Below are 14,875 nucleotides of genomic sequence, written 5' to 3' on the forward strand. Positions count from 1 at the left end.
GCTTTTCTTTCGGCGCCCACCTCATCAGGAGGCTAGCTCATCAGGTTGGCGTGGTCCGCCGTGCTGGTAGGGGCGCATTATAGGGAGCCGCGCCGTGATGACAAGAGCTTTTTGTAAAAATACGCTCGTTTGCTGAAAAAGCAGGCTAAACCCCATGAAATGAGAGTTTACCCCAGTTTCATGCCGATTTTTTGTTCATACCGTCAGTCTGGGCCTGAATATAGTTGACCCAGCTGGTCGCCCTGTCTTGCCAGTTGTTCTGCTGTTGCAGCTCGCGAGCCAACACCAGCGCCTGAGCATATTGTTCTTTATTGAGGTGTGCCTGCACCAGCAGGGCCTTGGCTCTGTTGCCCTGCTCTCCCTTCACTGACTTGATGGCCGCGAGCTGGGTCATGGCGGCATCCGTCTTGCCCTGTTGCAGCAGCAGTTCGGCGGCACGCATGGCGGCCTTGGGGTGAGCATGTTCCCGGGCAAGCAGCTGCCAGCTGTCCACAGCCTTCGGCCACTCACGTGCCCCTTCCCACAACTGGGCCAGCAATTGGCGATTCTCGGCGTTCTGCTTCATCTGCCCCTTGGCCATGGCAGACTCCAGCAGACGCGCACCGCGATAAGGCAGTCCCTGCCAGGCATACAGGCGGATCAGCTGGTTGCGGGCGGCGGCATCATCCATCAGTTGACGGTCGATGGCGGTTTGCAGCAGTGCAAGCGCTCGATCACCACGCTTGGCGGAGAGATTGAGCGACACAGCCTGCTGCCACCACTTGCTCTCTTTTGGCTCGCGGCGGATCAACTCTTCGGCCTGATCCGCAGCCACGCCGTAACGCTGCAATGCAGTGAGGGAGGAGAGGCGGATGATGGCTGCCTGCTTCTGCCAGCTTTTCTTCAACAGTTGTTCACTCTGGCTGGCTGCCTCGCCGTACTGCTTGTTGTGGTAATAGAGGCCAGCCAAGCGCAGACGCAAGGCATCGTCAGCCTTGATGGCCAACGCGGCCTTGTAGCTGGCGATGGCGCCGGACCAGTTGGATTGCTGGGCCTGGATATCCCCTCGCAGACGCAACAACTGAAGTCGTTGCTGCTCTGGCCACTCTTTATAGGCAAGAGCCTGCTCCACGTAGCGACTCGCCTGTGCGGTCTGCTGCAGGTTGGCGGCCAGAGACGCCTGTAACTGAGCCAGCCAGGCGTGCTCAGCCTCGGAACCGGGTTTGAGCACAGCCGCCTTGCTCTGGGCCTGTTGCCACTGGCCGGATTGATAGAGCTTCATCACGGGCTCCAGCTGGCGGGAGAAATGAGGGCTCACCTCCATCGCCAGACAGGCTTGGCTGACCAGGGCCAGCAGACAGATCCAGATCCGCAACATGGTTATGACTCCAATTTGAATTTGAGCGTGATGACTTGCACCAGCTTGTCGGTGGCGCCCGGCCTCGGCTGATAGCGCCACTTGTTGATCGCCTGAATGGCCGCTCGCTCGAACTGGCGCTTCGGCTTGGCCTCGACAACCTCCACATCCTGTACCCGGCCGTCGGCATCGACGCTGAAACGCAAGGTCACGGACCCCTCGATGCCGGCCTGCTGGGCCCGGTAGGGATAAACAGGCTCAACCCGTTGCAGTGGCATCAAGAGGTCGCTGGCACCGATTCCAGCGCCCTGCTGCTGTCCATGGAAATTGCCGCTCGCGACCGGAGTGGGACTGGTCGCCACGCTAGGGGCAGAGACCTGTACCGCACTCAGGGTCGAGACCAGATCCAGGCTCGGCTGTACCGAAGGCAGCGGGGCCGCCGCCGGCATGGGCAGTGGCGTCGAAGCCAGCGCGGCAGGCGGCTCTGGCAGGGGTTCCGGCTCCTGGGGTACCGACCGCTCACGCACCTGTACCTCGGTCACCTCGTTCTGCATGTTGATGACGATGGATTTCTGCTCTGTGGTCGCCTTCTCCCCTCCGGGCGGCTCCACCAGGGTGGCCATGAACAACAGGATGCCCAGACTGAGGGCGATCCCCAGTCCCAGGCTCATCAACTTGTGTTTCATTTCGGTGCCACCGCCACGGCGATGTTGGCGATGCCTGCCGCCTTGGCTTCATCCATCACCCGCACCACCTTGCCGTGGGGTACCCGTTCATCGGCCTGGATCACCAGGCTTGCCTCGGGCTGCTCCGCCAACAGTCGGGCGAGGGTGGCCTGCACCCGCTCCACATCCACCTGTTTGCGGTCGAGGAAGATCTGCCCCTGAGCGCCGATCGCCAGCATGATGCTGGAGGACTTCTGCGCCTTGGCCTGGCTGGCCTGGGGTCTGTGTACCTCAAGCCCGGCTTCGCGCACGAAGGAGGTGGTCACGATGAAGAAGATCAGCATGATGAAGACGATATCCAGCATGGGGGTCATGTCGATCTGCACTTCATCGCGCTGGCGTTTGGATTGCCGTCTCATTGCATTACCTTCTCTTCTCGCAGGCCGTCCCGGGTCTTGGCCAGCGCACGCTTGGCCTGACTCTCGAGCTGGCTCAGTAACAACACGCCGGAGAGGGCCACCACCATGCCTGCCATGGTGGGGATGGTGGCGCGGGAGATCCCGCCCGCCATGCTCTCCGGGTTAAAGCGGTTGGCCGCAGCCAGCGCATCGAATACGCCTATCATGCCGGTCACTGTACCCAGCAATCCCAGCATGGGGCAGAGCACCACCAGGGTGCGGATGAAGATCAGATGACGGTTGAGCGCCAGCTCCACTTCTGCCAGCCAGCGCCCGCGAATCGCGCGAGCGTGCCAGCTGTGACGCTCGCGACGCGCCTGCCAGCGGCCCAGCAGCTCACGCTGCAACGGTGCAAACCCCAGGTTGAGGTAGAGCAGCCGCTCGATCATCAGAATCCACATCAGCACCAGCAAGGCCAGAATGACCCAGAGCACCGGGCCGCCACGGCCCATGAAGCTCTGCAACTGCTGCCAGATGTCGAGCATCATGCTACCCGCTCCACCCTGTCACCATTGCTTTCGGCCCGCTCGGCCAGGATCCCGGCCACCTGCTGTTCCAGCACGTTGGAGAGCTCGGTGAAACGGGACTGCAACAGGCTGTGGGCCAGGATCAGCGGAATGGCCGCTACCAGACCCTGCACCGTGGTGACCAGGGCCATGGAGATGCCGCCCGCCATGATCTTGGGATCGCCGGTACCGAACTGGGTGATGGCCTGGAAGGTGCCGATCATACCGGTCACTGTCCCGAGCAGACCCAGCATGGGGGCGATGGCCGCGATCACCTTGACCATGCCGATGCCGCGCTCCAGGCGAGGGGTCTCCTGCAGGATCGCCTCATCCAGACGCAGTTCGAGGGTCTCCATGCTCAGTTCTGGATGCTTGTCAGCCACCGTCAGCACCCGGCCGAGAGCGTTGTCGGCATGATATTCACCGCTCTTGAGCTGGCGACGAACCCGACCCAGTTCGCGAGAGAGGCTCCACAGCCGTACTCCAGCGATCCCCAGGCCGATAGCGGCCAGCAGCACGATGATGGCGCCGACCTGGCCGCCCTGCTGGACTTGCTGCCAGAAGGTGGGCGCCTGGGCCAGCATATCGAGCAGAACACCGTGGGAGGGATCCAGCGGCAACGCTTCTCCCTCCTGACCCTGATAAGCAGCCACAGCGGAAAGCACGCTGCCTGGCAGGCCCAGCACCGGACTCAGGCCTTCGGCCTCCGGTTGCAAGAAACCAGCATCGCCCAGCAGGGCGAAGCTGCCGATCCGGGTCAACGTCTGCTCGCTGGCAACGCCCTGGGCATCAAGCACCTTGCCGTTGAACTGGGCAACCCGGCCCGATTCGCGGATCTCCTGTAGCAAGGTGGCTGGCAGCAGGGCAAGGGCGGCGCGATCAGGCACCTGTTTATCCTGTGCCATGGTTTTCAGCGGGGCGAGGCGATCAGGATACTGGCCCTCGACGGCGGATTCGCTCAGCAGCTTGACCGCATCGCTGGCCCCCTGACGGGTGACCGCAAAGATGTCGTTCATGTCGCCGGAGGCTTGCTCCCACTGGGTATTGAGCTCCACCAGCTGCTTTTCATTGGCCGCGAACTGGCTGGCCAGCTCCTTGCTCAGGCGCTGGGCCTCGGCCAGCTTGGCACGGGCACTGCTCAGATCCCTGGAGACAGACGCCAGATCCTGCTGAGCCTTCTGCTCACGGGCCTGTTCCTGCTGCTGCCAGGCTTCCTCGGCCACGACGGCTGTGGTGCCCAGAGAGAGGGCGAGGGCAAGGGGTAACCACTTCATGGTGACGCTCATGACTGGGCCTCCTGACCACGGCTGACGGAAAGGGGGACATTCAACAACTGGGGAACTTTCTTGTCGGCAGCCATTTCCAACGCCTCGGCGATGGGGGAGAGCCACTGGCCGTCGAGGGCTTGCCATTGCTTGTGCTCGGCAGACCAGCGCCACGCCTGGGAGCGATCGGCGGTCATCGCCAGCAGGGAGACCCGGCCCAGTGCCAGCACGTCGACCCGGCGCGGTGCGCCATCCAGCACCAGCTCGGCGGAATAATGGTCCAGCCTGCTGCCGTATTCGGCTTCAATCTGATAGGCCTGCAATAGCTGGCGGAACTTCTCCGCCTCGCTCACATCGGCTCTGGCCAGCGTCGCTTTCAAGGCAGCAACCCGCGCCAGACGATCCTCCCTGCGCAGCGGGATGTCATCCTGTACCAGCTGTTCCAGATCGGCTTGCATCTGCAGCATCAGGGGGACAAGCCCCTGTCTGGTCTCCTGTACCGCCTCCAACTGCTGGTTCAGCTTGCCCAGTTCGTTTTGCTGATCGGCCACCAGAGACTGCATGTAGCGGTTGTAGGCTTCCAGATCCCGCAGTTGTAGTTGGGCATTTTGCAGCTCAATCCTGGCGGCGACGGCTCCATCGGCGGCTTTCTCCACACGCAGCTGGGAGGCTTTCCCGTCGGCGATACTGTTCTTCAATGCTGGCGCAACCACTTCGTCGGCGGACACGACGCAATGAACGGCCATGGGTAACAAGGCCAGACCCCAAAACTTGTTCATGATATAAATCTTAACAATGATAACTATTCTCATTGTCTCAAAGAGTAGGGTCACTGGCAATCAGATGATTTTCTTGGCCTCTGGCCGAAAAAACAGGATACTTTTTAGACAAGTACGGGAATAACTGGCGTTGGTAGTCGCAACACCATTTTAAATAACTAAAAAATGTCTTTTCGATCAGCAAGATAAGTGATCGAAAAAGGAGACTTACATGTTTAACGATGCGATCTGGGAACACATAGATCGGTTCACCAAGGCGAAGAAGACCAGCGAGATCCAGCAACAACTGGAGCGCTTCAGTCATCAGATGGGGTTTGATTACTTCCGTTTGCTGATTATTTTCCCCATCAGCATGCAGAAATCCCATGTGGCCTTGTTCAACAACTGCCCCACCAGCTGGTTTGATGCCTATTCGGAACGGCACTACCTGACCCAGGATCCGGTCGTTTTCCTGGGACTGAAGCAGACCCAGCCTATCTTCTGGAACAAGCTCGATTGCGATGCCCCCTGGTTGCCCAGCGCCAGCAGGGAGGTGATGAACCTCGCCGCCGACTTCGGGGTGAGGAACGGCGTCTCCTTCCCGCTGCACACGCCGCAGGGGGAACACGGCATCCTCTCTTTCATCAGCAAGGAGAAGTCCAATTCCGATCTGATGTTTGAAAACGTTCCCCTGCTGTCATTCTGTGCCAGCTACATCTTCAACTCGGCCCTGACCCTCATCAAGGCCAGGCCAGACCTGATGAAATACCTGGCCGAGCTGTCGGATCGGGAGAAGGAGTGCCTGTTCTGGGCCAGCGAGGGCAAGACCTCCTGGGAGATCGCCACCATCCTCGGCATCAGCGAGCGAACCGTGAACTTCCACCTCAATCAGGTCACCAACAAGACGGACTCGCGCAACCGCAACCAGGCGATCGCCAAGAGCATCTCCAGCGGCATCATTGTGCCCTCGCTGGACGACGTGACCATCACCAACCTGCGGCTCTCATAGCCTGTTTTGCCAAAACAAAAAGAGCCGCAATGCGGCTCTTTTTCATTTCCGGCGACGGCTTATTCCACAGTCACGGATTTGGCCAGGTTGCGCGGCTGATCCACGTCGGTGCCCTTGATGAGGGCGACGTGGTAGGAGAGCAGCTGCAACGGCACGGTATAGACGATCGGCGCGATCATCTCTTCCACGTGGTTCAGGCTCATCACCCGCATGGTCTCGTCGCTCTTGAAACCGGCGTCCGCATCGGCGAACACATAGAGGATACCGCCACGGGCACGCACCTCTTCCACGTTGGACTTGAGCTTCTCCAGCAGATCGTTGTTCGGCGCCACGACGATGATGGGCATCTCGGCATCGATCAGCGCCAGCGGGCCATGCTTCAACTCACCGGCGGCATAGGCTTCTGCATGGATGTAGGAGATCTCCTTGAGTTTGAGCGCCCCTTCCATGGCGATGGGGTACTGACTGCCACGACCGAGGAACAGGCTATGGTGCTTGTCGGCAAACTCTTCGGCCAGAGTCTCGATCTGCTTGGCCAGGGCCAGGCTCTCCTTGATGCGCACAGGCAGGGCTTGCAGCGCCTTGACCAGTTCGGCCTCGGCGGAGGCGCTCAGGTTGCCACGGCAGTGACCGACGGAGGCCACCAGCATCAGCAGACCAGCCAACTGGGTGGTGAACGCCTTGGTGGACGCCACCCCGATCTCTGCCCCCGCACGGGTCATGAAGGCCAGGTCGGATTCACGCACCAGGGAGGAGCCCGGTACGTTGCAGATGGCCAGGGAGCTCATGTAACCGGACTCCTTGGCCAGACGCAGGGCGGCCAGGGTGTCGGCAGTCTCGCCGCTCTGGGAGAGGGTCACCAGCAGGCTGTTGGGGCGCACCACCGACTTGCGATAGCGGAACTCGGAGGCGATCTCCACGTCGCAGGAGACGCCGGCGATCTCTTCGAACCAGTAGCGCGCCACCATGCCGGAGTTGTAGGAGGTGCCGCAGGCGACGATCTGGACGTGCTCGACCTTGTCGAAGATGGCGCGGGCGCCGTTGCCGAACGACTCGACCACCACGTGATCGCTGCCCAGACGGCCTTCCAGGGTGTTGGTGATGGCCTTGGGCTGCTCGTAGATCTCCTTGAGCATGTAGTGGCGGTATTCACCCTTGTCACCGGCATCGTGGGAGAGCTCGGACTCCAGCTCCTCGCGCACCACGGCCTCGCCGTGGGTATCGAAGATGTGCACGTCGCGGCGGGTCACTTCGGCCACATCGCCCTCTTCCAGGAAGATGAAGCGGCGGGTCACCGGCAGCAGGGCCATCTGGTCGGAGGCGATGAAGTTCTCGCCGATGCCGCGGCCGATCACCAGGGGGGAGCCGGAACGGGCCACCACCACGCGGCTGTCGTCACGGCTGTCCATCACCACGGTGCCGTAGGCGCCGCGCAGCTGCTTCACCGCTACCTGCATGGCCGCCAGCAGGCTGGGGGCGGATTTCAGCTCGTGGTGCACCAGGTGGGCAATCACTTCGGTGTCGGTGTCGGAGCTGAAGACATAGCCCAGCGCCTTCAACTCTTCCCGCAGCTCTTCATGGTTCTCGATGATGCCGTTGTGCACCACCACGATATGCTCGGAGACGTGGGGGTGAGCATTGCGCTCGGACGGCTCGCCATGGGTAGCCCAGCGAGTGTGGGCAATGCCGGTACCACCGTGGACGGACTGCTCTTCCAGTGCCTTGGCCAGTTCGGCCACCTTGCCGAGGCGACGCACCCGCTGCAGCGGCTGGTTGGCGCTGAACACGGCAACACCGGCCGAATCGTAGCCACGGTATTCCAGACGGCGCAGGCCCTCTACCAGGATTTCAGCCACATCACGTTGGGCGACGGCCCCGACGATGCCACACATAGACTTCTCCTTGAAACGTAAGACGTTAATTCGGTTGGATAATGGTTTGTTCAGGTCATACGGCCACGGGGGCGCAAATCAGCGTGATCCCCCTGGCCTGAATCTGTTCTCTGGCCGCATTGCTCAGCCCCTCGTCGGTCACCAGGGTATGGATGCCGGACCAGGGCAGCTCGAGATTGGGGATTTTTCGGCCGATCTTCTCCGACTCCACCATGACGATGACCTCCCGCGACACTTCGGCCATGACCCGGGAGAGGCCCACCAGCTCGTTGAAGGTGGTGGTGCCCCGCTCCGGGTCGATGCCATCGGCACCGATGAAGAGCTGGTCGAAGTCATAGGAGCGCAGCACCTGCTCCGCCACCTGACCCTGGAATGATTCGGAATGGGGATCCCAGGTCCCGCCAGTCATCAGCAGGGTGGGCTCGTTTTCCAGCTCGCGCAGGGCACCGGCCACATTGAGGGAGTTGGTCATCACGATGAGGCCACGCTTGTTGCCCAGCATGGGGATCATGGCGCTGGTGGTGCTGCCGCTGTCGATGATGACGCGGTTGTGATCGCGGATCCGCTCGGCGGCAGCGCGGGCAATGGCAAGCTTTCGATTCGAAACTTGTTCCGGGTTGCTGTCCACCACCATCTCGTTGGGGAGGGGAACGGCACCGCCGTAGCGACGCAGCAACAGGCCACCGGTCTCCAGCACCGCCAGATCTTTGCGGATGGTCACCTCGGAAGTGGCGAAGTGTTTGGCCAGGGCATCGACGCTGACTTCCCCCTGCTCCTGCACCAGACTCACTATGGTGTGACGGCGCTGCTGTGTGTTGCGTTTGGTCATTTATAAGTTTCGATTCGAAAGAATGGCGAAATATTAATGTCTTTTCGGGAAAAATCAAACGGCAAATAGGATCCGATTTGGTTCGATGCCAGAATGAGGGGCCGATTTGCGACGAGGACGCCATGCAAAAACGACTCATCTGGCTGGTGGAAGATGAAGCCAGCATTGCCGATACCCTGATCTATGCCCTGCAGACCGATGGTTTCGAGGTGGAGTGGTTCCCCCTTGGTCAGCCGTTGCTGGCGCGACTGGAACAGACGCGACCGGATTTTTTGATCCTGGATGTGGGGCTGCCGGACATCAGCGGTTTTGAACTGTGCAAGCGGGTGCGGGCACTGACCGATATTCCCCTGATGTTTCTCACCGCTCGCAGCGAGGAGATAGACAGGCTGATCGGGCTGGAGATAGGGGCAGACGACTATGTGGCCAAACCCTTCTCACCCCGTGAGGTGTGCGCCCGGGTGCGGGTCATCCTGCGCCGCAGCCAGCCCGCCCCCTACCAGCCGATACAGCCACTCGCCCTGGACGAGGAGCGGGCACGAATCTGCTTCCTGGGCCAGCCCCTGACGCTCACCCGCTATGAGTACCTGCTGCTCAAGACCCTGATGCTGGCGCCGGGTCGGGTCTACTCCCGCCAGCAGCTGATGGATCTGGTGTGGCAGGATGCGGAAGAGAGTCTGGATCGCACCGTCGACACCCACATCAAGACTCTGCGGGCCAAGCTGCGGGAGCGGGACCCTGACGCCAACCTGATCCTGACCCACCGCGGGCTGGGCTACAGTCTGGAGCTGGCATGAACTCGGGGTGGCCGGGCATCGGCAGGGGGATGAGATGAGAATCGGATTGCAACTGCTGTGCGGCCTGGTGCTGATCTTCGCCCTGGCCGCCTGGTTCGTGCTGGAGATCTTCGTCGAGGAGATCAAGCCCGGGGTACGCAGCGCCACCGAAGATACCCTGGTAGACATGGCGCAGATGCTGGCCCCCCTGGCCCTGGACGACATGCAGGAAGGAAAGATGGCGAATGGCCGGCTGGCCAGCGCCTTCGCCCGCCTGAACCAGAGTCCCATCAATGCCCTCATCGATGGCCACCTCAAGCAGCAGGCGGAGTACCGCATCTATGTGACCGACGCAAAAGGCAGGGTGGTCTACGACTCGGACGGGGTGGATCTGGGCAAGGACTACTCGCGCTGGAACGACGTCTACCTGACCCTGCGCGGCGAATATGGCGCCCGCAGCACCCGCAGCGACCCCGACGATCCCGCCAGTTCGGTGATGCACGTGGCAGCCCCGCTGCGGGAAGGGGATGACATCCTCGGCTCCCTCACCGTCGCCAAGCCCAACAGCACCCTGCAGCCCATGATAGAGCGCAGCGAACACCAGTTGCTGAAAGGGGCGGCCCTGCTGCTGTTCATCTCGCTGCTCATCGGCGCCTTGCTGGTGTGGTGGCTCAACCGCGCCATCGGCAAGCTGGTGCACTATGCAGATGCAATCAGCCAGGGTCAGCCCGCCAGCCTGCCGCGCCTCTACAGCCCCGAACTGGACAGGCTAGGCCACTCCCTGGAAACCATGCGCCGCCAACTGGACGGCAAGGCCTATATCGAGGCCTATGTCCACAGCCTGACCCACGAGCTCAAAAGCCCGCTGGCGGCCATTCGCGGGGCGGGGGAGATCCTGGCCGAGGCGCCGCCGCCGGACATCGCAAAGCGCTTTATCGGCAACATCAATCTGGAGACGGCCCGCATGCAGCAGCTGATCGAGCGCATGCTGCAACTCGCCCGCCTCGAATCAGGGCAGGGGCTGGACAGACAATCCGTCGAGCCGGCCCGGCTGGGCAGACGGGTGCTCGACGCCCGCCAGATCCAGGCCCAGCGCCGCCAGATCGCCCTGCACGCCGAGCTGGGGGAAGGTCAGAAGCAGAAGTGGGATCCCCTGCTGGTGGAGCAGGCCCTTGGCAACCTGCTGGACAACGCCCTCGATTTCGCCCCCGCCGGCAGCACCCTGGTGCTGAGCGGCGCCATGGAGGAGGGGGGTTACTGCTACCGGGTGCGGGATCAGGGTCCAGGCATTCCCGACTTTGCGCTGCCCAGGATTTTCGAGCGTTTCTACTCCCTGCCAAGGCCAGACAAGGGAAAAAGCAGCGGCCTCGGGCTCAGTTTTGCCATGGAGGTGGCACGCCAGCATGGCGGCCATCTTGCTCTTGCCAATCAGCCGGGCGGGGGGGTGCTGGCCACACTCTGGCTGCCCGGCAACTGAGGACACTTCACACCAAGCACACAGAGCCGGGCTAAGCTGCACCTCCTCGATGACGACCTTCCCCGTCGATGCGCATTCATATTAATCAAGGAGATAGATATGCCCCGTATGCTGTTGTCCGGTCTGCTTGCCGCTGGCCTCTTCTGTGCACTGCCTGCCAGCGCCGCTTCTGGCTGCATGCTGTTTGCGGATGGAACCGGCAAACCCGTCAGCACCCAGGGGGACTGTGCCGCCCAGTTGACCCCGGCCTCCACCTTCAAGATCCCGCTGGCACTGATGGGCTATGACAGCGGCTTTCTGGTGGATGAACAACTGCCGGCCCTGCCGTTCAAGGCCGGTGATCCTGATTTCCTGCCGGAGTGGAAACAGACCACCACCCCGAGCAACTGGATGCAATTCTCGGTCATCTGGTACTCGCAGCGCCTCACCGAGTGGCTGGGAGAGGCTCGCTTCCAGCACTACGTGGACAGCTTCGACTACGGCAACCGGGATCTCGAAGGCAACCCGGGCAAGCACGACGGTCTGACCCAGGCCTGGCTCAGCGCCAGCCTCGCCATCAGCCCCCAGGAGCAAGCCCGCTTCCTTGGGAAAATGGTGAGCGGCAAGCTGCCGGTCTCCGCCCAGACCCTGCGCCATACCGCCAACCTGATGCGTCAGCCCGACATCGACGGTTGGCAGATCCACGGCAAGACCGGCATGGGCTACCCCAAGCTGCTGGATGGCAGCCTGGACAGGGAGCAGCAGATCGGCTGGTTCGTCGGCTGGGCCAGCAAACAGGACAAGACGCTCATCTTCGTCCACACCGTTATCCAGAAGCCGGGCAAGCAGTTCGCTTCCCTCAGGGCCAGGGAGGAGGTGTTCGCCGCCCTGCCGGCCCGGTTGAAGACGCTCTGATGCCAGCAACACCGGCGCCTGGCGCCGGTTTTTTTATCCCCCTTCACCCCCGCTTCACACTGCCCCATCCTCCCTTCACGCGACCCCGGCACACTCCCGTTCAACAACAAGGAGACGTGTCATGGTCAAACAGATTTTCACCCACAAGATCGCCCTGCTGCTGTTGCTCTGCCTGCTGATGATGATCCCGGTTCACGCCATCATGGAGCTGAATCGGGAGCGCCAGGCCTATCGCAACCAGGCCATTCACAGCATCATGGCCAGCCACAGCGGGCCCCAGCGCCTGATGGGGCCCGTACTGGTGCAGCCCTATACCCGGGCCGTCACCGTCGAGCAGGATGGCAAACATTTCGAGCGCAAGGAGCAGGTCTATCGCTACCTGCTGCCCCAGAGGCTGGACGTGCGGGCCAGCATGGAGGTGACCCCGCGCAAGCTCGGCATCTATCAGGCCCAGATTTATCACAGTCGCCTCTCCCTCTCCGGCCTGATGCCCACCAGCCTGGCTGACAAGGGGCTGGTGGCCGGCAACCCGAACCTGAGCTTCGACCCGGCGGATCCCGCCCTGGTGCCGGGCAAACCCTATCTCAGCCTGATCCTCTCCGATGCCCGGGGTATCAGCCGCGTACCCGAACTGCAATGGGGGGAGCAACGCATCCCGTTTGCCCCTGGCGCCCAGCTGGGGGACGGGCGAGTGGGGATCCATGCCCCGCTCGACGCCTTGCCAGACGAAGATGGCCGCTTTCACATCGAGCTGGATCTGCAGGGCATGAACGCGCTGGAAGTGGTGCCGCTCGGACAGGACAGCCGGTTTCACCTGAGCGGCAACTGGCCCCATCCCAATTTTCTCGGCGACTTTCTGCCCGGTGAACGCACCCTTGCGGATCAAGGGTTCGAGGCAAGCTGGCAGACCAGCTGGTTCGCCACCGACATGGAGAGTCGCTTCAACCGCATGATGAAGGGAACGGGCACCAAACTACCGTCATTCAGCGTCAGCCTGGTGCAACCGGTGGATCACTATCAGCTGAACGAGCGGGCCGCCAAATATGCCCTGCTGTTCATCGGCCTCACCTTCATCAGCTTCTTCATGTTCGAGCTGCTCAAGGGACTGCGGGTACACCCCATCCAGTACGCGCTGGTGGGCATGGGGCTGGCCATCTTCTATCTGGTGCTGCTGGCGCTGACCGAGCATCTCGGCTTTACCTTGGCCTATCTCATTGCCGCCCTGGCCAGCGTGGCCCTCAACGGCTTCTACCTGAGCCATGTGCTGGGTGGCCCGAAACAGGGCATGGGATTCGCCGCCCTGCTGGGGCTGGTCTACGCCATCCTGTTCGGGCTGCTGCAGGCCGAGGAGACAGCCCTGTTGCTCGGCGCCCTGCTGCTGTTCGCCACCCTGGCGCTGGTCATGGGGCTGACTCGCAAGCTCGACTGGTATCAGGTGATGGAGAACAGTCCCTCCGCCACCGCATGGGCGGCCCCCCAGCCATCGACCAGTGACACCAGACATCAGCCATAAGCAAAAAAACCGGCGCCCTCGGGCGCCGGTTTGCATTTCATTGATCGGGCATCACTTCTTCTTGACCGGGCGAGCCCAGTTCGGAATGTGGCGCTGGGGCACCCGGGTGATCACCAGCTCGTTTTCCGCCACATCCTTGGTGATGGTGGAACCCGCCCCCAGGGTCGCCCCCTTGCCGATCCGCACCGGAGCCACCAGCTGGGTATCGGAGCCGACGAAGACATCGTCCTCGATGATGGTCTGGAACTTGTTCACCCCGTCGTAATTGCAGGTGATGGTGCCAGCACCGATGTTCACCTTGGCGCCGACGTCCGCATCCCCCAGATAGGTCAGATGACCGCACTTCGAGCCCACCCCCAGCCGGGCCTTCTTCATCTCGACGAAGTTGCCGACATGGGCATCCTGCTCCAGCACGGCACCCGGGCGCAGGCGGGTAAAGGGCCCGACCGAGCACTGGTCGGCAATTTGCGCACCTTCGATGACGGAGTAGGGTTTCACCTCGGTGTGGTCGCCGATGACGCAATCCTTCAATACGCTGCCGGCACCGATGCGCACGTGATTACCCAGCACCACCTTGCCTTCGATGATGACGTTGACGTCGATCACCACCTCCTCCCCGATTTCCAGGGTGCCGCGCAGATCGAAACGGGCCGGATCGATCAGGGTGGCGCCGGCGATCATCAGCTTCTCGGCCTGCATTTGCTGGTAGCTGCGCTCAAGCGCAGCCAGCTGCACCCGGTTGTTGGCCCCTTCCACTTCCATGGCGCTGTCAGGGTGGACGGCGGCGATGGCACAGCCATCCCCATGGGCCATGGCGATGACGTCGGTCAGATAAAACTCGCCCTGGGCATTCTTGTTGTCCAGGCGGGACAGCCAGCTACGCAGCTGACCACCGTTGGCCACCAGCACGCCGGTGTTCACTTCGCGGATGGCAAGTTGCTCGACGTTGGCATCCTTCTGCTCGACAATGCCGACCACCTGACCATGTTCCCGCACGATGCGGCCATAGCCGGTCGGGTTGTCCAGTACCACGGTCAGCAGCGCCATGCCATCGTCGGTCTTGGCGGCCAGCAACCGTTGCAGGGTCTCGGGCTGGATCAGCGGGGTATCGCCGTAGAGCACCAGCACGTCGTCTTCGTCATGCCAGAACGGAATGGCCTGGGCGACGGCATGGCCGGTCCCCAGTTGCTGGGCCTGCAGCACCCAGTTCAGGTCGGATGCCTGGATCCGCTCCTTCAGCAGTTCGGCGCCGTGGCCATAGACCAGGTGCAGCTGTTCGGCACCGATCTGGCGGGCGGTCTCGATCACATGGGAGACCATGGGCTTGCTGGCAACGGGGTGCAGCACCTTGGGCAGGGAGGAACGCATGCGGGTGCCTTTGCCCGCAGCCAGGATCACGACGTTGAGAGACATAGCTAGCCTTTGAAACAGGTGGAAATGCTGGGCGGAGTCTATCCAACGGGCAAAAAAAAAGCGACCCGAAGGTCGCTTTTTGCA

14 protein-coding genes are annotated in these 14,875 nt (G+C 62.0%); 5 read left to right on the top strand and 9 right to left on the bottom strand.

From position 1 onward, the window contains the following. Positions 1 to 178: 178 nt before the first annotated feature. Genes AB5Y53_RS11105 through AB5Y53_RS11130 form a run of 6 tightly spaced genes read right to left on the bottom strand, consistent with a single transcriptional unit; the run spans position 179 to position 5,009 of the window. Complete coding sequence (locus AB5Y53_RS11105) at positions 179 to 1,357, bottom strand: hypothetical protein (protein ID WP_368182015.1); 1,179 nt, start codon at positions 1,355 to 1,357, stop codon at positions 179 to 181. A gap of 2 nt (positions 1,358 to 1,359) precedes the next feature. Further along, positions 1,360 to 2,022, bottom strand: coding sequence for an energy transducer TonB (locus AB5Y53_RS11110; protein WP_368182016.1), 663 nt, complete (start codon positions 2,020 to 2,022; stop codon positions 1,360 to 1,362). Further along, a complete protein-coding gene (locus tag AB5Y53_RS11115; protein WP_010672232.1) occupies positions 2,019 to 2,420 on the bottom strand; it encodes a biopolymer transporter ExbD in 402 nt (133 codons plus the stop codon). The genes AB5Y53_RS11110 and AB5Y53_RS11115 overlap by 4 nt, the downstream gene beginning before the upstream one ends. Next, a complete protein-coding gene (locus AB5Y53_RS11120; RefSeq protein ID WP_368182018.1) occupies positions 2,417 to 2,947 on the bottom strand; it encodes a MotA/TolQ/ExbB proton channel family protein in 531 nt (176 codons plus the stop codon). Before AB5Y53_RS11120 ends, AB5Y53_RS11115 begins: the two co-directional genes overlap by 4 nt. Continuing rightward, entirely contained in the window at positions 2,944 to 4,251 is a 1,308-nt protein-coding gene (locus tag AB5Y53_RS11125; RefSeq protein WP_323877760.1) for a MotA/TolQ/ExbB proton channel family protein, read from the bottom strand. Before AB5Y53_RS11125 ends, AB5Y53_RS11120 begins: the two co-directional genes overlap by 4 nt. After that, positions 4,248 to 5,009, bottom strand: a complete 762-nt coding sequence (locus tag AB5Y53_RS11130; RefSeq protein WP_041214169.1) for a DUF3450 domain-containing protein — start codon at positions 5,007 to 5,009, stop codon at positions 4,248 to 4,250. The genes AB5Y53_RS11125 and AB5Y53_RS11130 overlap by 4 nt, the downstream gene beginning before the upstream one ends. 211 nt (positions 5,010 to 5,220) lie before the next feature. Here AB5Y53_RS11130 and AB5Y53_RS11135 point away from each other — a divergent pair, with 211 nt between their 5' ends. Further along, the gene (locus AB5Y53_RS11135; protein ID WP_010672236.1) at positions 5,221 to 5,997 is read left to right on the top strand and encodes a LuxR family transcriptional regulator; all 777 of its coding nucleotides are present in this window, start codon (positions 5,221 to 5,223) and stop codon (positions 5,995 to 5,997) included. Between the two features lie 59 nt (positions 5,998 to 6,056). Here AB5Y53_RS11135 and glmS read toward each other — a convergent pair whose 3' ends face one another. Beyond that, positions 6,057 to 7,889, bottom strand: a complete 1,833-nt coding sequence (gene glmS, locus AB5Y53_RS11140; protein ID WP_223920149.1) for a glutamine--fructose-6-phosphate transaminase (isomerizing) — start codon at positions 7,887 to 7,889, stop codon at positions 6,057 to 6,059. A gap of 55 nt (positions 7,890 to 7,944) precedes the next feature. Next, positions 7,945 to 8,718 (bottom strand): DeoR/GlpR family DNA-binding transcription regulator, encoded by a 774-nt coding sequence (locus AB5Y53_RS11145; RefSeq protein WP_043153628.1) that lies wholly within the window; start codon positions 8,716 to 8,718, stop codon positions 7,945 to 7,947. Positions 8,719 to 8,840: 122 nt separating this feature from the next. Between AB5Y53_RS11145 and blrA the strand changes: the two genes are divergently transcribed. The 4 genes from blrA (at position 8,841) to creD (ending at position 13,378) form a co-directional block, all read left to right on the top strand. After that, a complete protein-coding gene (blrA, locus tag AB5Y53_RS11150) occupies positions 8,841 to 9,515 on the top strand; it encodes a beta-lactam response regulator transcription factor BlrA (RefSeq protein ID WP_041212060.1) in 675 nt (224 codons plus the stop codon). A gap of 34 nt (positions 9,516 to 9,549) precedes the next feature. After that, on the top strand, positions 9,550 to 10,971 hold the full coding sequence (gene blrB, locus AB5Y53_RS11155) for a beta-lactam sensor histidine kinase BlrB (RefSeq protein ID WP_368182020.1): 1,422 nt from the start codon (positions 9,550 to 9,552) through the stop codon (positions 10,969 to 10,971). A gap of 99 nt (positions 10,972 to 11,070) precedes the next feature. Continuing rightward, positions 11,071 to 11,865 carry a class D beta-lactamase gene (gene blaOXA, locus AB5Y53_RS11160; protein ID WP_368182021.1) on the top strand — a complete coding sequence of 265 codons (795 nt, stop codon included), beginning with the start codon at positions 11,071 to 11,073 and terminating at the stop codon, positions 11,863 to 11,865. A 121-nt stretch (positions 11,866 to 11,986) separates the two neighbouring features. After that, positions 11,987 to 13,378: a cell envelope integrity protein CreD gene (gene creD, locus AB5Y53_RS11165; RefSeq protein ID WP_368182023.1), complete on the top strand. Its 1,392-nt coding sequence runs from the start codon at positions 11,987 to 11,989 to the stop codon at positions 13,376 to 13,378. Positions 13,379 to 13,429: 51 nt separating this feature from the next. Here creD and glmU read toward each other — a convergent pair whose 3' ends face one another. Beyond that, on the bottom strand, positions 13,430 to 14,791 hold the full coding sequence (gene glmU / locus AB5Y53_RS11170) for a bifunctional UDP-N-acetylglucosamine diphosphorylase/glucosamine-1-phosphate N-acetyltransferase GlmU (RefSeq protein ID WP_277856453.1): 1,362 nt from the start codon (positions 14,789 to 14,791) through the stop codon (positions 13,430 to 13,432). Between the last annotated feature and the right edge of the window lie 84 nt (positions 14,792 to 14,875).

Source organism: Aeromonas sp. R7-5, assembly GCF_040908015.1.
GTDB lineage: Bacteria > Pseudomonadota > Gammaproteobacteria > Enterobacterales > Aeromonadaceae > Aeromonas > Aeromonas caviae.